We start from the raw sequence: 24321 nt of genomic DNA, 5'->3' as shown, positions 1-24321 counted from the left end.
CTCCCATCGTTATTTTATTCCTACTTTTACACAAGCTATGCAAGCTTCTATTGAATCATCTCTGTCACCAAATCTTGTAAAGTAAAGGCCGTCTGTTTTAAGCCCTCCCTTTACGGCATTGACAGTAATTTTCCCCACAGGAAAACATTTTTCAACTTCTTTTTTATTCACTTCTTCAGGTCTTGATACAGCCACCGTCACATCAATAAATACGTTTTCATCAATGTTGTCCTGAGAAAATCCTACCACTTCATTGAGTCCTATAAGGCAGCTTTTAGAAATGGCATCCTTTGAAGCCTTCACAGCAGCCTTTGTCACATCCTGTCCGTGAAAATCAATTCCCATGCCAAACTCAATTACAAACTTTTTCGTAATACCACCCCCTAGAAAAATTCATCACCGCTTTTATTGCCCAGGCCGGGATGAATGTCAAACCTTATTGCTCCCACAACCGATTTTCCTTTTACTGCTTCGCTTACCATAAAAGTTCCTTTGTTTCCGAAGCCTCCGCACAGTTCAATTGCTGAAACTCCTTCATCAGCAAGTTTCTTTGCTGTCTCCACAGCTTTTTCATAAGAGTTTACGCCCACTGTTGTTAAAATAACATCTCCAGTATCTATAACTGATTTATGAACTTCCGGATCTCCTTGTGGTGCTATAAATATGAACGCTCCTTTAAGAGGCATATATGTTCCTCCTTTCTTTTATTTGTCTATATATAAGCATAAATCGTGCCAAGTTTATAGTTTTATAAGCAAATAAATTTATAGGTGAAATTCAGGTATTCTACTCATTATCCAGAATTTTTTTATAATATTATCTGTTTGCTGTCTCACAAAAAATCTCAATTTGAGACATGAATCTCACCTTGAGATATGATTTTATTTTCAACAGCTTGATTTACAAAAAAACAAGCAGTCTCATTTTGAGACTGCTTCATATTTATAAGAGTTGTTCATGTCAATGGAATACATCTTTATTTTTCTGTATATAGTTGCCCTGCTAATATTCAAATCATTGGCAGCCATGATTATATTTCCCTTGTTTGCTGAAAGCGCCTTTAATATGCTTTCCTTTTCAATATCCTTGAGGTTATAGGTCTTTGCCTCTTTTTCATGTTCCTTGAAGTCATTTGATGCTTCAGTGCTTTTAGGGAATGTAACGCTGCTTATGAGAACTTTGTCAGACATGTAGTATGCTCTTTGAACAACATTTTTCAGTTCTCTTACATTTCCAGACCATTGGTGCTTCATGAGCATTTCCTCAAAATATGGGCTGAATTTTTTATGTATTCCATCATTTTCTTCATTGAGCCCATTCAAAAAATACCTTGCAAGCTCAATGATGTCGTCCTTCCTTTGCCTCAATGGTGGTATTTTTAAGTTGATTACATTGAGCCTGAAATACAAATCCTGTCTGAATGATCCTTTTGAAACTTCATCTATCAGGTTTCGGTTTGTTGCCGAAATTACTCTCACATCCAGGTCTCTTTCAAAAGAACCGCCTATTCTAACAATTTTATTGTTATCCAGGACCCTCAAAAGTTTTGGCTGTACTTCAAGAGGCACTTCTCCTATCTCATCGAGAAAAATCGTTCCGCCGCTGGCAAGTTCAAACTTGCCAGGCCTTCCTCCCTTTACTGCTCCCGTGAATGAGCCGCTTTCATATCCGAACAGCTCGCTTTCAAAAAGTTCTTTTGGAATGGCAGAGCAGTTGATTGCAATGAACGGACCGCTGCTTCTGTTGCTTTCGTTGTGAATTGACTGGGCATAAAGTTCCTTGCCCGTTCCGCTTTCCCCTTCAATTAATACAGAACAGTTTGTTTTGGAAATTTTTATGGCAGTGCTGATTAGCTCATTCATTCTCACATCTGTTGTAACGATGCTGTCAAATGTATAGTTTGCATAAAATCCTGCAAGCCTGCTTACTTCCTTCCTCACCTGCTTTGCTTCCTTCATGAGCATCACGGCTCCTGTAACTTCATTGCCAACAGTTATGGGAGAAATGTTCAATGAACATTCTATTTTTTTTGCTCCTATTGAAATTGTGTAATCGGAAAAACTCATTTTGTTTTTGGTTTCAAGAATATTGTGTTGTATGTCTATTCCTTTGAATACTTTGCCTATGTCAATCTTAAATATGTCTTCTTCCTCCATGCGGAAAAGATCCTTGATTTTGTTGTTTATTCGCATTATATTAAGTGAACTGTCAACTACCATTATACCATCGAGTATTGCGTCGAAAGTTGTGTCCATAAGATGGTATGATTCGGCAATCATAAGCTGTTTTTCAATGCAGTTTGCGCTTGAAACGGCAATGCCGTATGTATGTGTCTGCACATCCTTTGCACGGCCTGAAATGTCAAAGCATCCGATTACTTCCCCCTTGCTGTTGTGTATGGGAGCAGCAGAACAAGTCCACTGGTGATGATATTCGCAGTAATGTTCAGGACCCAGGACCTGTATGGGTTTGTCAGCAGCAAGGCATGTTCCTATGGCATTGGTGCCCACGCTTTTTTCATCCCACAGGGATCCCTTCACAAAATTTATGGTGTCATGAATGTCCTTTATATCGCTGTTGATAATCAGATCTATAATTATACCTTTTTCATCAGTAAGCACTACGCTGTAGCTTGTGGCCTTAACCATTTCATAAACGTTTTCCATGATGGGGCGGGTGAGCCTTATCATTTCTCTTTTGTTGTATATGCTTTTTTCAAGCACATGATCGTCAACCTTTGTTCCTTTTCCCGACTTATAATCAACGCCGAGCTTTTCGCACCTTTGCCATGATTCCAGGATATCGGTTTTTATATTTTCAAGAACGACACCCTCTTCCACATATGACTGCCATTTTTTCCTTAATTCACTGAACAATTTATCATCTCCTTTATTTTATTGGATGATTATGATTAGATGTATAATGATAACATATTTATCTTTTGTGTTCAATCGTTTTCATACTCTGAATTATGACAAGGCCATCAATATCTTATGCATATAAGAATTTTCAGGAGCTGAATCAAAGCATTATTGCTCCATATTTATAAGAGTGCTCCATTTTATACCGGAATTTTTTTCTTTTTGCATAACGCCTACTATCACATCATCATTTTTTTCATTTTTAAAGTAATGCTCCAAGGCAAGTTTCAATACATCTATAAACTTGCGGTTCATTACTTCTGCCTTTGGAATCCAGTGAAGGGTTCCTTCGTCATTTTGCAAAATAGCCCTTGTATTTGTTCTTCCGAAATACAGATAATTTATGACCGTTTCATCTCCTTCTCTTCTTAAAAGCATGTACTTAAGTTTTAAATTTTCCACATTGTCTTTTTTCAAACCTGTTTCCTCATAAATTTCCCTTAAGACTGCTGAATAAGGGTCATTTATTTCTTCCGGTTCAATATGTCCGCCCACCCCATACCAGAAACCTGGCATACGCTTGTTTGTTTCTGACCTTTCCATCAGCAAGACATCATCTTTGTTCATTAAAAAAGCTGTTGCAATATTTCTGAATTTCATTTTCCACCTCATTAATCAACCGGCACTTCAAGAATAGTGCCGTTTTCTATAAGAATTTGTTTAAGCATTTCTGTGTCCACATGCTGCACAGCAGTGTCTTTGTCAATTGCCATGGAAGCTGCAATTCCTGCGGCTTCACCCATTATCATGTATTGGGGCTCCATTCGCAGTGATGAATACGCAATGTGGCTAGCAGACACGCAAACCGTAACAATAAGATTATCTGCTTCAGAAATCTTAGGCATCATCACCCTGTATGGAATCTGATAGGGAGTAACAGGAATTTGCAGCTCTCCTTCGTTTTGAACATAGCCATCCAATGTTAGATATCTTTGGACGTTGTGAGAATCTATGTTGTACGAACCCATTCCTATAACATCATCCTTTAACTTTTCACGGCGAACATCTTTTTCCGTCATAACAAAATCGCCCACCATCCGCCTTGCTTCTCTTATGTAAAGCTGGTACGGCCAGTAATCATTGTCAACAAATTCATCCCCTGCATACCCCCACTTCTTAGCATCAACTCTAAGTTCTGCCGGTACAGCTTCATCATTTGCAGCAAAATACAACAGTCCTTGAATATACTCCCTGTGTTCTTTTTTTATTGTTTCTCTTTGCTGGTAATCAGCTTCAGGGTACAGGTAGCTTCCTCCTATGTAATCTGTGGAAAATGGTCCTGAATTATTAATGTCATACTTGTTGTTAGGCAATGGTCCGAAAAATATAATATCTGAAAATTTTATGCTTCTTCCTTCACTTTCCTTTAAGAAGTTAAGCCAGGCTGCAACGAGTAGATATCTTTCCCTTCTGTAGTTTTCAGGCTTTGAAAATGGAACTTGGTTGTTTGGATTGTTTGTTAGGCACAATCTGTAATTGTATGATTGCACCAACTCATCACCGCTCCCCGCTGGACCCGGAAGCCTGGTGGAAATTTCTTCATATAAAGTTTCATTTTTATCAAAAGCCTTTAGGTTATAATAAAAATTATTTCTCCCAAGAGGAGGAAGAACCCCTGCAAAACTTTCCAGGTAAACATCATTGCTTTCCCTGCCCACTGTGTATGATACACTTGATTTTGCCATGAGATCGCCTTCATAGGTGCTGTCGATGAAATTCTGAGCATAAAATAATAAACCATCCAGCATTTCAATGCTTATTAAGGAAGAGCCGTCTTTTTTCACGCCTCCTTTTTCCTTTAGAAGACTGTTAAAATAAACATGAATGTTTTCTTCTTGCAGCATTTTTTTGAAAATCAGTTCTGCAACATGTGGTTCGTAAAACCAGCTTATTTTTTTACTGTAATGCCTTCCTGCCAATTCAAAAAATTCTTTTGTCATTCCTCCTATTACTTTTATGTTTCCGTGATCCGTGTAGCTTAAGCCCCCGGAAACCATGCCGCCTAAGTGAGATGTCTGTTCTATGAGAGCAACATCCTTTCCTTCTCTTGAAGCAGAAACTGCTGCCATTATCCCCGAAGCTGTTCCTCCGTAAACAACAACATCATAAAAAAGAGGATACCTTACAAAGTCAACCTTCATTGGCTTCTGCCTAAGCTTTATGTTTGAAGACTTGTAATCCTCGTTGTCAACAGTGAACCGTACCTGGTCCGTCCCGAAAAATCTCCCAAAAGTATTTGTTATGCTCTGAAGAACCATTCCTTCATGCATGGCCTCAACATTCATGCCGCTGAGAAATTCCCTGCTTAAGTCAATGTGAAGTGTACTGTCCATACCCATGTCAAGCTTGTTAATGCGGCTGTTTTTTGGAAGCACCCTCACATTACCGATAACAACATCATAGTAGGCAGAAGTAAACACTTCCTCTGTTATATCATTTGTACTGAATTCTATATTTTCTGATACATTTCTTATTTTCATATCTTTTAGGTCAGGAAAATAAAAATTGATTTCTTCAGTCAGTTTGAAGTTCCTTTTAATTTCACTTAAGTAATAAGTCTTTTGAGTTATTTTTGCATTATCTTTAAAATCAGATAAAGCTTCCTCGCTTATAACAATAGATTTCACAAGCCCCACACCCTTGGCGTAATAATCAACAGTCTTTTTATTATCCCATACAGTCGTAACCTCTACTGCATTGTACATCTCGATTGGAGTAGAAACCATTGCAGTTGTTGAAGTAATTGTTCTGACGCCTCCTCCGTTTACAGACCAATGTCTTCCTTCTTCAAGTGGACCCATCATAAGAATTTCCATATTACCTGGATAGGTCATGAGATTTTTTCTGAAATAACTTTCTTCCTGTGATAATTTCAGCACGGCCTTATTGTCTAAAACCTGAATTACTGAAATATTCACTTCATCAGCATATTTTGTTCTTAACTGCATCATGTCTTCACTTGTATAATCTATGGTCATTTCATAAACTTCATCATTTTCTGCTGTAATGTAAGTATACTTTGTATCCTTCAAAACAGGAAAGTAATCAATGACCATGTCAATTTGAGTCTGTGGTTCCTGATCATCAGACTCCACAACCTCTCCCGTATCTTCTATTTGTTCCTTCAGATAAATTTCATATATGGAATATAAAAGAAAAGCAAAAGCTATAGTAATTGCAAAGATAACTACTCCTCGAACGATTTTTTTCATTAAATCACCCCTTTTGATGCCTTACTATATTTATACCTTGCATTTAAAATAATAAACCTTTAATGAAATTATTTTTTGATAATTGCGAAGTTATTAAAATTATTGTTTACATATTCACAAATAAATGTTACTATATTGTTAATTAAATATTTGTCTTTAATTTTACGAAATTGATTTTCCTAAAGCGCAAGCCATGGATGCAATTCGTTAGGGTATAGCTGGAAACGTCTATGCCTCCCGTTGGAAAGTAGAATTAATTGCAGGCGTAATTTTTGTACTATTAAATCTACAATTGCATCTTTCCCGGGAAAGATGTTTTTTTATGCCCGAATTTTTAAGACAACAGGAGGATGAAATGAATAGGGCAAAATTATCATTTATCAGTTTATCAGCAATACTTATCATGATGTTTGTTTTCACTTTTCCGGGTTTTGCAGAGGAAATAACTTCAGCTGAAAATACCCAGTTAAACTGGATGGACAAGGGTTGGGGAAAAATTCATGAAGGTGAAATATTTAATCCGGATTCGAACCTTACTCGAGGCGAACTTGTTGCTTTAATCAATTCATATTTTGATTTTAAAGAACAAAAGGAAATCAGCTTCAAGGATGTTAAACCTGAATCTTCATACTACAAAGAAATTTCAAAGGCATTCGGCGCAGGATATGTTCTTGGAAGAGATAATAACATGTTTGATCCTGAAAAACAAGTTACAAACGTTGAAGCTTACATAATGATTTCAAGAATCATGAATTTTGACACCACAAAGCAGCCTGAAAAAATGCTTCTTTTCAAAGATGCAGGGGAAGTTCCGTCCTGGGCTGAAAAAGAAATTGAAGCGTTTGTAAGTGAAGGATTTCTGGAAGGCAAAAATAAAATTAAACCATTTGAATATATGACAGGTTCTGATGCAGTGACTATGCTTGAAAAAACAAAAAACAGTCCTGAACCAGCTGTTGAAGCGCCTACAGCAACTGAGGAAAAAGGAAACGGAGTTGCTCCCTTGAACTTTTTGGGAGCTTCCTTCGTAACAATTGAAAACAATCAGTCAGTTGAAACAGGAACGTTTGAAGAAGGAAATCCAAGTGATGAGATTATTATCAAGCTTGTCTTTGACCGCGGTGTAGTTCGTGAATACTGGGAAAACAACCAGACACAAATAAGCCTTAAGGACAACAAGGGACAAATCATATCAAGTGAAGTTTTCCGCATTGAAAACTCAGATGCAGAAAAATCTTTCATATTCATAAAACCGACTGCAGCACTTAAGTCAGGAAAGACTGTCAACATAGTAATAGGTACTGATCTTAAAGCAAACAACGGAAATACTTTTGGAGAAGAAAAAACAATCAGTTTTACCGTTAAATAATTATTGGTAACAAAACATATTTTGTTATATTGAGGGCAGCCTTTTAGACAAAGATATCCTCCCCGGATAATTCACAAGGATGTTGTACGGAAGTCGCGTCTCCTTGCAACATGGTCTCGTCTGCCCTCAGATTAAAACTAATATGTTTTTTTATATTTTTTGCATTACATTTTGCGTACATTACAGGAGAAAATTATGAAAATAAAGTTATTACCTTTATTGATGGCAATGATTATGGCTTCCTGTGTAACTGCAGGTGCAGAAACCATAAATGCTGATGAAGGAAAGAAAGTTGAATTCTGTCTTGAGGATTCCATTCCGCAAAATTCAGCTGTGGATGTTGAGCCTGATTCAAACATAAAGCTTATATTCAATAAAAATGTTGTGAATTTAACTGTTAAGGAAAACAATTTAAAATGCATCATCCTTAAAGATGAACATGGACAAGTGGTTCCATCTGAACTTATTTTTCCAGATGACCAAGTAGAACCAGACAAAAAAAGAGAATTATATATTGATCCCGTTGATAACTTAAAAGAAAACACCACTTACACTGTGGAAATATCTCCTGACATGCTTGCTAAAAATGGAAGTAAACTTGGGGAAACAGTCTATGTTTCCTTTTCAACAATATCATCAGTTGCTCAGGAAGTTCCTGAAACAAAAAATACAGAGCAGCCTGTTAAAGCGACCGAAGAAGTTTCAACTACACCACAGCAAACTGAAGCAACAGAAGAAAGTACAGCAGAAGTAAAGGCTGAAGAATCTCCGGCGAAAGAAGATGCTGCATTGGAAGAATCCATCACGGAAGAAGTTTTAGAAGCAAATGCTCCGGAAGATGACAATCAATCTAGTGAGGAAAACTCATCAACGAAAGAAAATGAAGCTACTGAAGAACTAAAAAATTTCGGATTGATTTTTGCACTCATTGTCCTTATGCTTGCTGCTTCAGCATTTATTGTTTAACAAAAAAATCAAAAAGAGATAATCATGAAGAAAAACAAATTCATTTATATATTAATTTTCATGTCACCGTTTGTATTGATATTCCTGACTCTTTTTAACGGCAGGTATCCCATTCCACTAAAAGAAATACCGGGAATATTAGCCTACCCCTTTGCAGCATCTTCTTCCTTTAATGACACATACGCCACAATTATATGGAACATAAGGATGCCGAGAGCCTTGCTTTCTGCACTTGCAGGAGCTTCTCTTGCTGTAAGCGGAGCTGCTTTTCAGGGATTGTTTCACAACCCTCTTGTTAATTCAGGGATGCTCGGGGTGAGTTCAGGCTCAGGTTTTGGAGCAGCATTGGCAATATTACTTTTTGCACGGTCTTCTCCGTTTGTATACATATTTGCATTGATGTTCGGAGGAATTGCTGTATTTTTAAGTTATACCATCGGAAGAATTTACAACACAACTCCAACAATAATGCTTGTTTTGGGAGGAACTGTTGTTTCATCAATTTTTTCTGCCCTCATATCGCTGGTAAAATACATGGCAGACCCATTGAACGAACTTCCTGCCATCACGTTCTGGCTCATGGGAAGTTTTGCTTCAGCTAGTGCACAGGACATTTTGATTGGAGCTCCTCCGATGATTTTTGGAATAGCCGGACTCATACTCATGCGCTGGAGAATCAACGTCTTGTCCATGGGAGACAGGGAAGCTCATACATTGGGCATTAGCTCAAGTATCAACAAACTTGCAGCAATTATTTTTGCCACACTTTCAACTGCCGGAGCCGTTTGTGTAAGCGGAAACATAGGCTGGGTAGGACTGATAATTCCTCATGTAGGACGCATGATTGTGGGAAATGACAACAACTCGCTCATACCAGTAAGCTGTGCTTTGGGTGCTTCATTTTTGATAATAATAGACAACATTTCAAGAACTCTGATCAGCGGTGAAATTCCCATAGGAATTCTTACATCATTGGTTGGAGGGCCGTTTTTCATATATCTTTTGAAAAAGACCAAGGGAGGTTCATGGTAATGGATAAATGTACAGTACAGGTCAGCAATGCTTCCTTCAGTTACGGCAGCAAAAAAGTATTTAACAATATCAGTTTCAAAATCCGAAAAGGCGAAGTATTCTGCGTTCTTGGGCCTAACGGCTGCGGTAAAACAACTCTTTTGGACTGCGTGCTTGGAATTTTAAAATTAAATGAAGGCAATGTATTGATTGGAGATACGAACTTAAGAGAATTAAGAGAAAACAAGCTGGCTGAAAAAATGGCTTACGTTCCTCAAACTCATGAACGCTCATTTCCATACAAGGTCAAGGAAATAGTCTTGATGGGAAGGGCTCATAAAACTTCGATTTTTACTTCTCCTTCTGAAGAAGACAAAAAAATTGCAATGGATGCTTTGGAAAAAGTGGGAATATCAGAACTGGCAGATGTTCCCTACACTCAAATCAGCGGCGGACAGTGCCAGCTTGTTATGATTGCCCGGGCTCTTGCCCAGCAGCCGGAAATAATAGTAATGGATGAGCCCACTTCACATCTGGACTTTAAAAATGAGCTTGTTGTGTTGGAAACCGTGGCAGATCTGGTGAAGAAGCACAACATTTCCATACTGATGGCAACTCACTTTCCAAACCATGCTTATTATTTTGAAACAAATCATGCTCCAACCACAGTTGTTCTTATGAATAACGGAATTTTCGAAGAAACGGGAAAACCATACGATGTGCTGAATGAACAAAACATTGTAACCACATACAACATAAACTCCAAGGTTCTTGATTTCAGACTTGATGAAATGACTTCGATCAGGCAGGTTGTTCCCATATCCTTAATAAAAGAAAATCAAGGAGGAATAAAATGAAACTAAGACTGAAAATCAGCATGGCTGTATTTATTTTGTCTTTTGCTTTGCTTCAGGGATGTTCTTCAAAGGAACAGGCAAAAACTGAAGCACCAGTTCAGACACAGGCAGAGGAAACAAGCACCATCACTGTTGTTGACTGCTTTGACAGGAAGGTTGAAATCCAATCACCAGTTAAAAAAATAGCATGCGGTTACGCCTACACCGGACACGTTGCAGCGCTTTTGGGAAGAGGCGATGATATTGTGGCAGTTGTTGACGGCTTGAAAAGAGACAAGGTCCTGACACAGATGTATCCTCACATAAAAGATCTTCCTGTACCATTCAGCACAGGAACAATAAACATAGAAGAACTTCTTGCATGCGATCCGGATGTGGTTTTTCTGAAAACTGACACCGCTCTTAATAAAAGTGTGACAGAAAAGCTTGACAACCTGCACATTCCCTATGTTGTCATTGATTACTTTACAATGAAAGAACAGCTTGAAACAATTTCAATTATGGGCATGGTTCTCGGCGAAGGCGAAAGAGCTCAGAAATATATTGATTACTACAACAATGTAATCGACAGCACACAAAAAATCACTTCTTCAATACCTGAAGAAGAAAGGGTGTCCGTTTATCATTCTGTAAACGAAGCAGTGAGAACCGACGCTGCTGGAAGCTTTCAGGACGACTGGATGGAAATTACGGGAGCCATTAACGTATCCACCAGTGGTGAGCTTGAAATTTCAGGTGACAAGACATACGCCACACTGGAACAAATCTATGTTTGGAATCCGGATATAATCATAGCAAATGAATCCGGCGTACCAGAGTACATTTTAACCAACGACCAGTGGTCTTCACTCAGAGCGGTAAAGAATAAGGATGTATATCAGATACCTAACGGAGTATCGCGCTGGGGTCATCCGGGCTCAATTGAAACACCTCTGGCCATCCTGTGGACATCAAATCTCTTGTACCCTCAGTACTTTGAACATATTGATATGAAAAAAGTTACACAGGTCTATTATCGAGACTTTTTCAATATTGAATTAAGCTCTGATGAAGTGACGCAAATATTAAACGGAAAAGATATGAGAGAATTGAGAACTAATTAGTTCAATGAAGGGAGAATTATATGAAAACTTTTGTATGCATCGACGACACGGATAATTTGGAAACAAGAGGAACAGGAGAACTTGCCAGCATAATGATCGAAAAAATCGAAGAGAAAGGCTGGGGCAGGTGCACGTACATTACAAGACACCAGCTGTATTTTCATCCTGACATACCTTACACGTCACACAACAGTGCCATGTGCTTTGTAATAGACCATACCAATGAAATATTCGAAGATTTGAAAAACTTTGCTGTGAATTTTCTTGAAACCGAAACTGCAGAGGGTTCAGACCCAGGACTTTGCATTGCAGAATATGATAAGATTAAAGACAAAGAAATCCTCATGAATTACGGAAGAAAAGCAAAAAAAGAAATTCTTAACAAACAAATTGCTTACAAGACTGCCCATGAACTCGGCATTCATCTTTCCGAGCATGGAGGAACAGGCGGCGGCATAATAGGTGCGCTGGCAGGAGTAGGTCTGCGCCTCACCGGCAATGACGGGCGTATTAAAGGAAAAATGAAATTTCCTATTCCGGGAAATACGCTGACTGTTAAACAAATACTAGAAAATTCTGACATAGACAAGGTTCAGAGCATAGATGGACAAGTTCTTGGAGAAAGTGAAAACATAAATCTCGGAGAAAAGGTAAAGGCAGTTTTTCTTGATTACAGCAAGGTACTGCTTGTGTATTCAGCAAAAGAAGAACAAACAGGTGCAGCCTCATGGAACACATGCATAAAGGAACAGCTTAAAAAATATTAAAAATCAAGCGGACTACTCGTCCGTTTGATTTTTATCCATAACATTGTCCTTCAATTTGCTGCACGTTCTTCATCAATTCCAAGGTTTAGAGCAGTTTCAGCCGCATCTATGTTGGCACCAAGGAATATGAAGTCCCATGCGTATTTTGACTTCTTTAGCTCAATCATGTCCTTGATTTTCCTGAATGTATTTTCATTTTTACCATTCATTTGTTAATAAGAGGATAACATTTTATTGACTTGACAACTTTTCGCTTAAATCAAGGGCTTTTTTGTCAAACACCGCAAGGTAGACAGTCATGTCATTTTCAAGGAGAAATTCCTGGATTGCTGCCATGGCAACATTTAATGCCTTGTCCTTTGGATAACCATAAATGCCCGATGAAATCAGAGGAAAAGCAATGGATTGGAGATTATGCTCCTTTGCAAGATTAAGAGAATTTAAATAACAGTCTCTTAAATGCTTTTCTTCGCTGAAGTTTCCACCTTGCCATATGGGGCCCACTGTATGGATAATATATTTTGCAGGAAGTGCATGTCCTTTTGTAATAACAGCTTCACCAACATCACAGCCGCCTATGGAGTCGCATTCCTTTTGCAGTTCTTCCATTCCAGCAGCATTAAAAATTGCGCCGCATACACCACCGCCCATTTTAAGCCTTGTGTTAGCTGCATTTACTATAACATCAACATTCATTTTAGTAATATCACTTCTGATAATTTCAAATGGCATGTGTTCCCCCCTTATGCTTATAGCATTACTGGTATATGTTGTTTAAAAAACTTTTACCCGTCTTTGTCCTGAAATACTTTTGCTCAATTATCTCTATCTGTTCTTTTTGTATATTTTCTTCAAAAATGTTTACCAGAAAATCTGCTTCCACAAGTATTTGAAAATCAATTCCGTCTATTTTGCTGTATGTATGGTGATTGCCTATTAAAAACTCAATTCTTTCTTTTATGTCTTCGCTTAAATTGAATTTAGCCATGATTTCCCTTGCAGCAGGTGGTCCTTCAATTTCCTGGTAAATTCCTGCCGAAGAAGAATATTTTCTTTCGCTTTCCTTTATTCCAATGTCGTGCAAAATTGATGAAATTTCAAGAACTTCCTGTTCTTCCTTTGAAATTTTCTCAAGTTCTCCTATGCTTTTGGCATAGGCATACACCTTCAGTGCGTGGTTGATTCTTACTGCGTCTTTTTCAAAATATTCAATCATCTTTTTCATTATTTTGCTTACATTATTCAATTTATCACCTGCCGATTTATGAATTACAAATCCATGACCATTGTGTAGAGATTGTGTGTTTTTTTCTTGTAATCCCTTTTTGCTTCCTTAACTTTTTTATAACCAAGAGATGACCAGAACATTACACCGTTAGTGTTTTCCTCTACTGCACCAAGCCTAAGCATTTTTGCTCCTGAATTTATTGCTAGATTTTTAACTGCATCATGTGACATCCTGCCCAGACCAGTTTTCCTTTTTTCAGGATCTATGAACATGAGTCCGATTATCCATGAATCAGGTTCAGGATAATTTCTCACAACTTCTATAAGTCCTGAAAGTTCATTTTCAGCACTAAAAATTCCAACAACAAATTTATCCTCGTAAGTGTTGTTTGGAGGAAGAGATGTGAAAATTTCCACTGCATCCTCATAATCCGGATATGTTCCGTCATGGAGAAGGTAATAGTCTGAGCATCTCTTGCACAGTCCATATACCTGATTAATGTTGTCTTTTTCATTAATAGTTTTTACTTTATATCCGTTTTTTAAATCAATACTGATTTCCATATTACCCTCATAATTATACTAGTTTTCGTGGCGGTATCATAGTTAGCGGTTCTAAAAAACACCATGAACAATCTGCATCGAAACAAATTATTCTTCATTCCACTGCTTCACAAGAGCCACTGCATAATCCTTTTCAATTTTAGAAACTTCCTTGTTGTCTATGAGTGCTTTCAGCTTGTCATCACGTACCCATTTGCACATTTCTCTGCTGTAACCGTAATAGTCGTGCTCGTTTGTCTTAACAATAAGCTCCTTGTTTTTGTCAATATAGTACGTTGCAAACAAATCAGCATAAATGTCTGTAAATTCCCAGTACATTTCATAGTCAAACAACGGTTCAAAAACATCAAGAAGTTCTCCGTAGTACCAGCTTTGTTTTTCCTTTGGTCTGTTAAAACGGGTCCATACTTCTTCCTGCATAACAGCATAATCTGCCTTAATGCTTCTTAAATTTGAAAGCTTGTCGGCCAGAGACAAAAGCATAACATCCATATCAGCTTCTCTTCCAAGGTAATCAATTGTGTGCTGCTTTCTTACTTCCCATGATTTTGACTTATCTTCTGAACAAGCAGCTACAATGGCTGCAACTTCACTTCCAAATTCTCTTTCAATGTCGTCTATTTCAACATGAGTGTCTTCCACAGTGTCATGGAGGAGTCCAGCAATTATGAGATTTTTGCTGCATTTGTTTTCTGTGAGTATGTGTGCTACCTCAAAGGGATGCACTATGTAAGGAGCATCTGAGCCTTTCCTTACCTGGTTTCTGTGAGCTTTCGCTGCAAATTCAATAGCTTTATGTATCATTTTATCACTCCGTTAATTTTTTTTATTCTTTTATTTTAAATGGACTGAAGGACATTGTTCTTTGAAAGCCATTCCTTCAAGGGCTGATTTAATTCTTCCTGTTTGAGCACTTCCTTCATCTTCGACTGAACATAAAAAACATCAGCAAAATTTCCGCCTTTTCTTTCAATGCGCTCAGTCATTGATTTAATAACTGATGTTGGTTCCTTTTCATCTGCCAGCGTCAGGAATATATAAACATTCTTATTTTTAAAATTCATGCTGTGAAGGATGGAATTTAAGGGAGTTGAACTGTGACCTGCCCACACCTGGCCTCCAATAAAAATATTGTCATAGCCGTCATCATTCAAATCCGTGCTTTTGATTTTGCCTTTAAGTCCAAGTATTGATGAAAATGCTGCCCATGCAAAGCCTGCTGCTTCCGGTTCCTTAACCAGTTCAATTTTTTTAAGCTCTCCTCCGGACAAATTTGATATTTCCTTTGCCACAGCTTCAGTATTGCCGCTTAAGGTGTAATAAACAACTAAATTCTTCATTGCTCTCCTCCATTATATTGAGACTGTATCAACATTTCCTTCTGCATTGCAATAGCTGTAAAATATTGTATCCTATTCTATTATTATCTCTAATTTCTTTCTTGTCAACAAAAAGGCTTAAATTCTTAAATATTTGCTAAGAATATTTTAGTTTTAATTGTTGAAAATATATACTGTTAATGATATACTCTTCTTCATGTATAAAACGAGGAGAACTTATTTATGAAAATTGGATTTGACAACAATAAATACTTAAATATGCAATCTGAACACATTAAAGAAAGAATTGCACATTTTGACAATAAGCTTTATCTTGAATTCGGCGGGAAATTATTTGACGATTACCATGCATCAAGAGTGCTTCCGGGCTTTCTGCCGGACAGCAAGCTGAAAATGCTGTCTCAGCTCAAAGACCAGACAGAAATTATCATTGCCATAAATGCCGATGCAATAGAAAGCAACAAAATCCGAGGAGATTTGGGAATTACTTATGACGATGATGTTTTTCGTCTTATAGATGCATTCCGCAACATGGGATTTTTTGTGGGAAGTGTTGTTATAACTCAATACACAGAAGGCGCTGCAACAAAACAGTTCCGCCGCAAGCTTCATGAACTAGACATCAAATCATATCTTCATTACAAAATAGAAGGATACCCAAGCAACATTAAACTCATTGTAAGCGATGAAGGCTATGGCAAAAATGATTATATCGAAACTGAAAGACCATTGGTTGTTGTAACAGCTCCAGGGCCTGGAAGCGGAAAGATGGCAACATGTCTTTCACAGCTTTACCATGAAAACAAGCGCGGTGTGAAGGCTGGATACGCAAAGTTTGAAACTTTCCCTATCTGGAACCTGCCTCTTCACCATCCGGTTAACATAGCATACGAAGCAGCAACAGCAGACCTTAACGATGTTAACATGATTGACCCGTTCCATCTGGAAGCATACGGCAATCCTACAGTGAATTACAACAGAGATATTGAAATATTCCCTGTATTAAATGCAATATTTGAAAGTATTTTTGACAAGAGCCCTTATAAGTCACCAACAGACATGGGCGTTAATATGGCAGGAAACTGCATCACTGACGACCAGGTGTGCAAAGATGCTTCAAAACAGGAGATCATAAGAAGATACTACCAGGGCCTTTGCGACATAAAAAGAGGACGCTGCTCAAGAGATGTTCTTTACAAATTGGAACTTCTCATGAAACAAGCGGGAGTTTCGGAAAGTGACCGCAGAGTTGTTGAACCTGCACTCAAGCGTGAAGAAGAAACAGATTATCCGGCAGTTTCCATAGAACTTCATGACGGTCAGATTGTAACAGGCAAGACTTCAGATTTGCTTGGAGCTTCAGCAGGAGCTCTTTTAAATGCCATAAAAACTCTTAGCGGAATTGATGATGAAGTTCACCTTGTTTCTCCTGAAGCAATAGAACCTATTCAAACATTGAAGACTTCTTTTCTGGGAAGCTGCAATCCAAGACTTCATACAGATGAAATATTGATTGCACTTTCTGTGAGCGCTGCAAACAACCCTGAAGCAAGACTGGCACTTGAACAGCTTCCTAATTTAAAAGGCTGTGAAGTTCATTCAACAGTGCTTCTTTCATCTGTTGATGAGCAAATATTCAAGAAACTTGGAGTTCATCTAACTTGTGAGCCTAAATACGAATCCAATTGCATATACCATAAACATTAAAAAAAATCCCAAGCATTGCTTGGGATTTTTTAACTTCGGACGTATGGCGAATCTTGTCCGCCCATGGTTGTTTTGGTTTGAGATTCATTATTTAAAGAGTATATCTTTTGCAATTTTCAGGCACTCTGCCCCGTTTGACTTATCTCCCGTGCACTGAAGAAGGAAGTTGTTTCCTCCTCCCTTTCCATTCATAATAACTCTGCACTTTTCAAATATATTCTTAATATCATAATTCATGTTTTTTGACTGACCTATTACAAGGCTGCATCCAGTATCAGCTTCAGAAACCATTACTGCCACATAGTTTTCATCCTCAGTTATCTTTGAGCAAATATATCTTAAGTCCTTTACATCCTCATCTGACGCTGAAAATATATACTTTAAATTTTCCTTCTCTATGGCATTTGTTTTTAAATCTCTTGCCTTATATTCATTGATACTGTTCTTGAGATTGTTCACATCTTTTTTTAATTGCTTGTTTTCATTAATAATTTTTTCAAAATTATCCATGATCATGTCTGCCCTGCAGGTCAAAATGGATGACAGAGCTGAAATATTTCTGTTTTTAATTATGTAGTCACCAAGTGCCCTTTTCCCGCAAAGGAATTCCACTCTTGTTCCCTGCTTGTATTTTTCAGTCTTTGTAACCTTTATAATTCCTATTTCTCCTGCATTTCTCACATGAGTTCCACCGCATGCTGAAATGTCGCAGTCCTGGATTTCAATTATTCTCAAAACATCGAGTTTCAGAGGATCTTTTCGTAGATCAAGCTTCATTGCTTCTTCATAGGAATAATTTTTAGCAACAACAATTTTATTATCATAAATGATTTTGTTGCACAATTGTTCCGCCTGTTCAATCATATCTTCAGTGAGTGATATGTCCAGATCTATTGTTGTATAATTATCGCTCAAATGAAATCCCACAGTGTTTCCGCCGAACAAGTGAGAAATAGCATATGAAAGAATATGCTGTCCTGTATGCTGCTGCATATAGTCAAATCTTTTGCTGAAATTTATGTTAAGTTTAACTTTGCCGCTTATTTCATCCTTCAGAATGTGTACAATTTCATCGCCAAGTTCCTGCACATCACATACATCAATGTTGTTTATTGTTCCTTCATCCTTTGGCTGTCCTCCGGACATGTGAGGATAAAATATTGTTTTGTCAAGTATTGCTTCATAAAAATCATCTTTTTTAATACAGCTTATAACTTCTGCTTCAAGTTCAGTAAGGTAGGAATTTTCCTGATAAATTTTTTCGCTTGTCTTCATCTTGTCTCCTGTTAACAAATTATTATATTATTAATATAACACATTTTCATAAATAAATGAACAACAACTACGCAACAAAAAAGCGGCACATGCCGCAGTTTTATTTTATAACTCTTGTTGCTCCATAGTAATATTTAGAAAAATATCCTGATGACAATGTGTCAAGTTTTACAGTTTGTCCAGGTATTGGAGAATGTATGAAGTTTCCATCTCCAACATAAATTCCAACGTGATTCAGATTATATGAAGTTGATGAATACTTGAAGAAAACCAAGTCTCCCGGCATAAGCTCAGACTTTTCAACTCTTACTCCTATTGAATACTGATCAGTAGAAATTCTTGGCATGTCAATACCGAAATTAGCCATTACATATTTTACATAACCGGAGCAGTCAAAGCCGCTGGGTGAACTTCCTCCTGCCACATAAGGAGTGCCGATGAACTGTTTTGCGTAATCTACCACATTGCTTCCTGAAGGTGATTCAGTAGATTTATCTATTATTTTCACATATTCAGCAAAGACATAGGCTGTTGCAGAGTTGTATTCTATTTCATACCAGCCGTTGCTGAGAGTTTTTATATTGAATGTGCTTCCTAAAGAAAGTTTCCCTAATATTTCTGTTTCTGTTGAAGGACCGCTTCTTACATTAAGTATATTTACAGTAACTTTTCCCTGTTGAATAGGTTCTTGAGGAGTTGTTTCCTGAATTTCAGGTACTTGAATTTCTACTGATTGAACTTTATTTTCTTCATTTATGACTTCTGCTTGAATGTTTTCCTGTGTATCTATATCAACAGCATTAATTTCTGTTGCAAATGCTGTTGTACATAGCATTATAGACGTTATTCCCGCAATGATAATCGTTTTCCTAAAATTGTTCATAATTTACCTGCTATTCAGAAGAAATGAATAGTACTCCCTTTTCTAATTTATCCGGATTGAATTTCCATTGCCAAAATTTCTTAAAATTATACTGAATCTAAATAGTCTTAAAAATTTTAAAGTAAGATATTTCGACATTGAAAACGTATAACTTCAATTATTTTATCAAAAAAAGGAGAATTTGTCAATGCAAATATCATTTTCTCCTAATCTTATCCCAGTTTATCACCTTTCTCAACGGTTCTTTCAGGCTGTATAAGAACTACCCCTCCCTTTGAATATGTACCAAGTACAAGTACCTCCGAAATAAAATCTGCTATTTGCCTTTGAGGGAAATTTACAACTCCAAGCACCTGACATCCTATTAAATCTTCTGCGCTGTAAAAATCAGTTATCTGTGCACTAGATTTTTTAACTCCTATTTCATCTCCAAAATCAATCCATAGCTTGTAAGCTGGTTTTCTTGCTTTCTCGAAAAACTCAGCCTTGATTATTTCTCCCACACGAATATCTATTTTACTAAAATCATCAAATGTAGCCATATACCCTCCATTGTCCAATGTTTTCTTATTATTATATCACATTATATTTGCTTTCATATTCTTTTTTACACATATACACGCATCGTTACATAGATAAAAAAATAAACGCCTTTAGGACGTTTAATATTATTTTAGTTTAGATCAAGCATATTTCTATTATTATCAAGCATTCTAATAAACTCTTGAACCATGTCTGGATCAAACTGCGATGAACTGCATCTTATCAGTTCCTCAACTGCCTGCTCATAGGTTTTTCTCTTGTGATATGGCCTGTTTGAAGTCATGGCATCAAAACTGTCAGCCACACTTAATATCCTCACAAGATAAGGTATTTCATCTCCATTTAATCCTTTAGGATATCCTGTTCCGTCATACCATTCATGATGGTGCAATATAAGAGGCAGCACTTCACTTAGAGCAGTAACAGTCCTTACAATCTGTGCTCCGTTTTCAGGATGTGTCTTGAGCAGATTCCACTCTTCATCTGTAAGCACGCCTATTTTGTTTAATACATCCTTGCTTATTTGAATTTTTCCTATATCATGTAGATACGCTCCATACCTCAATGTCTTTCTGTCATTGTCAGAAAGATTGAGATGGTTTGCCATAAGCTCGCAGTAAATAACTACTCTGTCTGTGTGAGCATATGTGTAACGGTCCTTTGCATTGATAACACTTATTAGAGTCTTTATGGAACTTATTAAATCAATATGTTTTTCGTCAATATCCTCTTTCAATTCTTCCAACACTGAATAATAGCTTTCAACTCTGTTTTTATTGAAAAACTTTGCCCTGTACAAAGCATCATCAGCAGTATTGATTAGTTCTTTTTTGTTTTTAGCCTTTATGGGATAACATGAAACACCTATGGAAATAGTCAAATTTCCGCTAGGTTGATTTTCCTCACCTTCAAAATGTGTGTTTTCTACAGCATCTCTTAATCTGTTTCCTATTTCAACAGCTTCTTCCTCGCAGGTATCCGGCAAAATAATTGCAAATTCTTCACCGCCGTATCTTGCAATCACATCATTTTCTCTTACATTTTTTTTGAATATTTCTCCGAACTTATTCAGCACCACATCTCCTGCACTATGGCCATAAAGATCATTGTAATATTTGAAGTGGTCAATATCAATGAATAAAAGCCCCAGTACCTTATTTGACTTGTCTGCTTCGTGAATATGCTCAGACAATGAATTTTGGAAATATCTGTGGTTATATACGCCGGTCAACTCGTCAATATTTGCCAAATGCAATGTATTTTCCCTGTGCTGGTTTTCAAGTTTCACATAATACCCCAAAAGCCATGCCATTATAACAAAAACTCCTGACAGCACCAAATCTGCTTCAAAATATTTGTTAACACCGGTTTTATACCCCAGTAAATCTATTATCAAAATAGCAACAGAGCTTATGACTGCAGTTGTTATGCCAGTTTTGAAGCCATATTGAATTGTATTTGCAATTATTATAAATAAATACAGGAATTTGTACTGGCTTTCATGGAATCCTGATATACAAATCAGTCCTGTATAAATGGCCATAAAAACTACACTTTCTATGAGGCTGCTTATATTATACACTTGTTCTATCTGATCTTTTTTAAAACTGTGCAGCCATCCCTCACATATGAGAACAAAAATTCCAAAACCTATGAAGTTCAACGCAACAATGTTATTTCCAATTGTATTGCTAACCCACGACATCATATAAAGGTTTTCTGGAAATTGTGTAAATATAACAATACCACATATCAAAAGAGAAATGAGCTTTAATACAGACAACATGTCATATAATTTTTGTTTTCTATTTATGTCAATTTGCATCATTTTTATCACCTGCTTTGCATGTCCAATAAAAAGGGGTCATAAGACCCCTTTTTATTCTTCTCTTAATGATTTAGGTTCTTCTGGCTGATACATTCCCCACCAGCAAGCTGAAGCAGTAGTTGTTGTAGCTAAAAATGACAACATTACAGCTGCTAAAGTCATAACCTTCAATACTAGACCTTTTTTCATTTGTTCGCCCTCCTATTTAGTATAGTCGTACCCCCCATAAACGTATCTAAAGATTCTATAATTATGTGTCCCAGAGATACCAAAGTTATAGATTGCCATAAAATACCTGTGGATATACATACGGCAACTGTTAAAAATTTTATGTTATTTGTAAGTACATAGGCATATGTTAAAACTATGTTTACGGCCAACATGCTTAAAGTAAACATCAAAGACTGCTTTTTAAGACGTTTTCTTTTATCTGGATTTTTTAACGGTTTGTTGGCACTGCCAACAGGACTGTATTTAATCATAACATAGAAAACAAAAGCAAATTCTAATGCCATTAATCCAATTAAATATACAAATTCAATATTAATCATCAGATATTTTACCAAAAGACCAAGAACACAAAATATAATCATTCCAATAACAGCACAGTTCAATGGTTTAGTTGCATGGACTCCGCCTGAAAACTTCCTTAAAATTGCCGCTGCAAATGAAATAATCATAGATTCAGCAAAAACCCCTAACAAAAGACCAAAAGCTACAATTGCAAAAATAGACAATACAGTCTGAATTAGTGCAAACGCTCCGTAGGCAATAACCTCTTCCTGGTCTTGTCCAAGGGATAAATTTGATGAAACAATTGAAGCAAAGGATTTAGAAACATTATCAATCCAGTTCATTTTTAATCCTCTTGCTTTTAAAATTAATAATCATAACTACAATCAAGTAATAGAATATCATTGAAGGAATACCTGCTATTACCGATAACAATGTTTGTCCAGACAATGCTGATGTAAAATTAAGTGAATTGTAGACAACAACCAGAATTATATCTGAAGAAAACAACAATATTACTGATGTCAAAGTAGCTTTAATTGCTTTATGTATCTCAATATTATTCAATTTAACAGCCAATGCAATATCAAACAAAATAGCTATAATTGTATGTACTCCGAAATGAATTGGCAAAAATCGTACAAAATAAATTCCGACACCTCCAATTACACCGGATATTAATACTTTTTTTAAATCAACTTCTGAATCAGATAAAAGACAAATTGCATACATAACTAAAAATGTTTCAGGAATTATTCTGATAAACAGTGAATATATAGGTTGCTGAAGCATAAAATTCTCCAAGTTGAATCATATTTTTAATCTAATTTTTATTATGTTTCGTAAAAATTATAGCATTTAGTGTCGATAAATACAATGTTTTTTCAAAATAATTACAATTAATTAGGTAAAAAATGCTTTATTAACAATTATTTCCTTTGACCGATAATAATAATGTAATTTCAAGGAAAAACTTCAAAATAACAATTAAAAACTAAACAGCTCCACAGCAATTAAATCTAAAATCATCTCAGCAATAACTGCCTTCAACTTCTCTGCAGTATTCTACCAGTTTGTCCTTTACATTGCCAGGTGAAAGAATTTTAACCTTGTTGCCGAACTGAAATATCCACCCCAGAAAAGGAGGACTTATTTGAACTCTTACAATTGCCATGAAGCTTTCCTGGTCGTATTTGCGTATTATTGTTTTTTCACCAAAGCGGTCAATTACAACACCAAGCAGAGAATTATCAAACAATGCTTCCAAAGTTACTTCCTCTCCTCCAAACATACCAAACACTTTTTTTGCATGATCTCCAAAATTTATATGATCTCCTTGTTCTACTGCTATTTCCAGAACTTCAATGTCTTCCATCTTGTCCACACGAAAGTGAGAAACTCTATCATGTTTTTCACAATTAGCAATCAGGTAGTAATTTTCATCATACAATGTGAGGGCATAGGGACTTGCTGTATATCTTTCACCATTGTTTCTGTATCTTTTTTTCTTGTCAACTGTATATTCAAAGTACTTGAAGGAAATTTGCCTGTGGGTTGCAACAGCAAGATGTATTCTGTCAACATTGCAGTAAATTTTTTCATTCATGGTTTTTACTCTGTCTGCCACATAAACCTGTCGTTTAAGCTGCAAAGCCTCGTAATTACTGGCTAGGCTGCTTATTTTCCTTATGAGGTCTCTAGATTTTCTTTCAGTGATAAATTTAGACGATGCCACAGCATCTGCAAGAAGTTTAAGCTCTGCCAGTTCAAAAGTTCTGTCCCCGACATAGTAGCTGTAAGTCTTTGATTTTTTGCACAAAATATCAATTCCGTAGCTTTTTAAGGAATCAATATCGTTGTAAATGCTTTTTCTTTCTGCATTTATGTCGTATTTTTTTAGTTCGTTTATAAGATCTGGAACTGTTAAAGAATGTTCTGAGTCAGTTTTTTCGAAAAGAATTTTCAACAAATACATCAGCTTTAATTTTTGATTTGATAATTTAGACATTTTACCCCCCGATACAATGTTAATATTTAATTGTACTTTTACAACAATATTTCATAAATACCTGCCTACCCCGGCATTTAATTTATCGGCTGTATTTTATATAATTTTATAATTTTATAAATTTTATTTTGTTGCATATTAAAATGATGAAATTAGTCAAAACACATAATGATAATACAATTATTATATAATAGTCTTACTAAGTATACAATAATATTAAATAATTT

At 36.5% G+C, this 24321-nt stretch carries 25 protein-coding genes and 1 riboswitch; of the genes, 7 read left to right on the top strand and 18 right to left on the bottom strand.

Going from position 1 to position 24321, the window contains the following annotated elements:
* Window positions 1–9: 9 nt before the first annotated feature.
* The 5 genes from BN358_RS15040 to BN358_RS22475 all read right to left on the bottom strand — a co-directional run bounded on the left by BN358_RS15040 (window position 10) and on the right by BN358_RS22475 (window position 6133).
* Window positions 10–357, bottom strand: a complete 348-nt coding sequence (locus tag BN358_RS15040) for a Lin0512 family protein (RefSeq protein ID WP_255346911.1) — start codon at window positions 355–357, stop codon at window positions 10–12.
* A 26-nt stretch (window positions 358–383) separates the two neighbouring features.
* A complete protein-coding gene (locus BN358_RS15035) occupies window positions 384–686 on the bottom strand; it encodes a DUF6506 family protein (protein WP_019229373.1) in 303 nt (100 codons plus the stop codon).
* Window positions 687–920: 234 nt separating this feature from the next.
* Complete coding sequence (locus BN358_RS15030; RefSeq protein ID WP_019229372.1) at window positions 921–2876, bottom strand: sigma-54-dependent Fis family transcriptional regulator; 1956 nt, start codon at window positions 2874–2876, stop codon at window positions 921–923.
* 153 nt (window positions 2877–3029) lie between these two features.
* Entirely contained in the window at window positions 3030–3521 is a 492-nt protein-coding gene (locus tag BN358_RS15025) for an NUDIX domain-containing protein (protein ID WP_019229371.1), read from the bottom strand.
* 11 nt (window positions 3522–3532) lie between these two features.
* A complete protein-coding gene (locus BN358_RS22475) occupies window positions 3533–6133 on the bottom strand; it encodes an FAD-dependent oxidoreductase (RefSeq protein WP_019229370.1) in 2601 nt (866 codons plus the stop codon).
* A gap of 150 nt (window positions 6134–6283) precedes the next feature.
* Window positions 6284–6400, top strand: a riboswitch (molybdenum cofactor riboswitch).
* An 88-nt stretch (window positions 6401–6488) separates the two neighbouring features.
* Between BN358_RS22475 and BN358_RS15015 the strand changes: the two genes are divergently transcribed.
* The 6 genes from BN358_RS15015 to BN358_RS14990 all read left to right on the top strand — a co-directional run bounded on the left by BN358_RS15015 (window position 6489) and on the right by BN358_RS14990 (window position 12206).
* Window positions 6489–7502 carry an S-layer homology domain-containing protein gene (locus tag BN358_RS15015; protein ID WP_019229369.1) on the top strand — a complete coding sequence of 338 codons (1014 nt, stop codon included), beginning with the start codon at window positions 6489–6491 and terminating at the stop codon, window positions 7500–7502.
* 195 nt (window positions 7503–7697) lie between these two features.
* Window positions 7698–8468, top strand: a complete 771-nt coding sequence (locus tag BN358_RS15010; protein WP_019229368.1) for an Ig-like domain-containing protein — start codon at window positions 7698–7700, stop codon at window positions 8466–8468.
* 24 nt (window positions 8469–8492) lie between these two features.
* Window positions 8493–9500, top strand: coding sequence for an iron ABC transporter permease (locus BN358_RS15005; protein WP_019229367.1), 1008 nt, complete (start codon window positions 8493–8495; stop codon window positions 9498–9500).
* A complete protein-coding gene (locus BN358_RS15000) occupies window positions 9500–10336 on the top strand; it encodes an ABC transporter ATP-binding protein (protein ID WP_232233340.1) in 837 nt (278 codons plus the stop codon). Before BN358_RS15005 ends, BN358_RS15000 begins: the two co-directional genes overlap by 1 nt.
* The gene (locus BN358_RS14995) at window positions 10333–11439 is read left to right on the top strand and encodes an ABC transporter substrate-binding protein (RefSeq protein WP_019229365.1); all 1107 of its coding nucleotides are present in this window, start codon (window positions 10333–10335) and stop codon (window positions 11437–11439) included. Before BN358_RS15000 ends, BN358_RS14995 begins: the two co-directional genes overlap by 4 nt.
* 20 nt (window positions 11440–11459) lie before the next feature.
* Complete coding sequence (locus BN358_RS14990) at window positions 11460–12206, top strand: hypothetical protein (RefSeq protein ID WP_019229364.1); 747 nt, start codon at window positions 11460–11462, stop codon at window positions 12204–12206.
* A gap of 231 nt (window positions 12207–12437) precedes the next feature.
* Here BN358_RS14990 and BN358_RS14985 read toward each other — a convergent pair whose 3' ends face one another.
* From BN358_RS14985 to BN358_RS22470, 5 genes are all read right to left on the bottom strand, one after another.
* Entirely contained in the window at window positions 12438–12938 is a 501-nt protein-coding gene (locus tag BN358_RS14985) for a macro domain-containing protein (protein ID WP_019229362.1), read from the bottom strand.
* Window positions 12939–12963: 25 nt separating this feature from the next.
* Window positions 12964–13422, bottom strand: a complete 459-nt coding sequence (locus tag BN358_RS14980; protein WP_157593544.1) for an HD domain-containing protein — start codon at window positions 13420–13422, stop codon at window positions 12964–12966.
* A gap of 53 nt (window positions 13423–13475) precedes the next feature.
* Entirely contained in the window at window positions 13476–13997 is a 522-nt protein-coding gene (locus BN358_RS14975) for an N-acetyltransferase (RefSeq protein ID WP_019229360.1), read from the bottom strand.
* A gap of 87 nt (window positions 13998–14084) precedes the next feature.
* Window positions 14085–14801 (bottom strand): HD domain-containing protein, encoded by a 717-nt coding sequence (locus tag BN358_RS14970; protein ID WP_019229359.1) that lies wholly within the window; start codon window positions 14799–14801, stop codon window positions 14085–14087.
* A gap of 35 nt (window positions 14802–14836) precedes the next feature.
* The gene (locus BN358_RS22470; RefSeq protein WP_019229358.1) at window positions 14837–15337 is read right to left on the bottom strand and encodes a flavodoxin; all 501 of its coding nucleotides are present in this window, start codon (window positions 15335–15337) and stop codon (window positions 14837–14839) included.
* 222 nt (window positions 15338–15559) lie between these two features.
* Here BN358_RS22470 and BN358_RS14960 point away from each other — a divergent pair, with 222 nt between their 5' ends.
* Window positions 15560–17044: a DUF1846 domain-containing protein gene (locus tag BN358_RS14960; RefSeq protein ID WP_019229357.1), complete on the top strand. Its 1485-nt coding sequence runs from the start codon at window positions 15560–15562 to the stop codon at window positions 17042–17044.
* A gap of 87 nt (window positions 17045–17131) precedes the next feature.
* Here BN358_RS14960 and BN358_RS14955 read toward each other — a convergent pair whose 3' ends face one another.
* The 8 genes from BN358_RS14955 to BN358_RS14920 all read right to left on the bottom strand — a co-directional run bounded on the left by BN358_RS14955 (window position 17132) and on the right by BN358_RS14920 (window position 24094).
* Window positions 17132–18319, bottom strand: coding sequence for a DHHA1 domain-containing protein (locus BN358_RS14955; RefSeq protein ID WP_019229356.1), 1188 nt, complete (start codon window positions 18317–18319; stop codon window positions 17132–17134).
* Window positions 18320–18419: 100 nt separating this feature from the next.
* Window positions 18420–19202 carry a C40 family peptidase gene (locus tag BN358_RS14950; RefSeq protein WP_019229355.1) on the bottom strand — a complete coding sequence of 261 codons (783 nt, stop codon included), beginning with the start codon at window positions 19200–19202 and terminating at the stop codon, window positions 18420–18422.
* Between the two features lie 212 nt (window positions 19203–19414).
* Entirely contained in the window at window positions 19415–19744 is a 330-nt protein-coding gene (locus tag BN358_RS14945; RefSeq protein ID WP_019229354.1) for a tRNA-binding protein, read from the bottom strand.
* Between the two features lie 131 nt (window positions 19745–19875).
* Window positions 19876–21573, bottom strand: a complete 1698-nt coding sequence (locus tag BN358_RS14940) for a diguanylate cyclase (RefSeq protein WP_019229353.1) — start codon at window positions 21571–21573, stop codon at window positions 19876–19878.
* A gap of 51 nt (window positions 21574–21624) precedes the next feature.
* Window positions 21625–21762, bottom strand: a complete 138-nt coding sequence (locus BN358_RS14935; protein WP_019229352.1) for a cyclic lactone autoinducer peptide — start codon at window positions 21760–21762, stop codon at window positions 21625–21627.
* Window positions 21759–22430 carry an accessory gene regulator ArgB-like protein gene (locus BN358_RS14930; protein ID WP_019229351.1) on the bottom strand — a complete coding sequence of 224 codons (672 nt, stop codon included), beginning with the start codon at window positions 22428–22430 and terminating at the stop codon, window positions 21759–21761. The genes BN358_RS14935 and BN358_RS14930 overlap by 4 nt, the downstream gene beginning before the upstream one ends.
* Complete coding sequence (locus BN358_RS14925; protein ID WP_019229350.1) at window positions 22417–22878, bottom strand: hypothetical protein; 462 nt, start codon at window positions 22876–22878, stop codon at window positions 22417–22419. Before BN358_RS14925 ends, BN358_RS14930 begins: the two co-directional genes overlap by 14 nt.
* A 238-nt stretch (window positions 22879–23116) precedes the next feature.
* On the bottom strand, window positions 23117–24094 hold the full coding sequence (locus BN358_RS14920) for a YafY family protein (protein ID WP_019229349.1): 978 nt from the start codon (window positions 24092–24094) through the stop codon (window positions 23117–23119).
* Window positions 24095–24321 lie beyond the last annotated feature (227 nt).

The organism is Sedimentibacter sp. B4 (assembly GCF_000309315.1).
GTDB classification, from domain to species: Bacteria; Bacillota; Clostridia; order Tissierellales; family Sedimentibacteraceae; genus Sedimentibacter; species Sedimentibacter saalensis.
The sequence above is the reverse complement of the archived record's forward strand: the minus strand, read 5'-3'. Positions and strand labels throughout refer to the sequence as shown.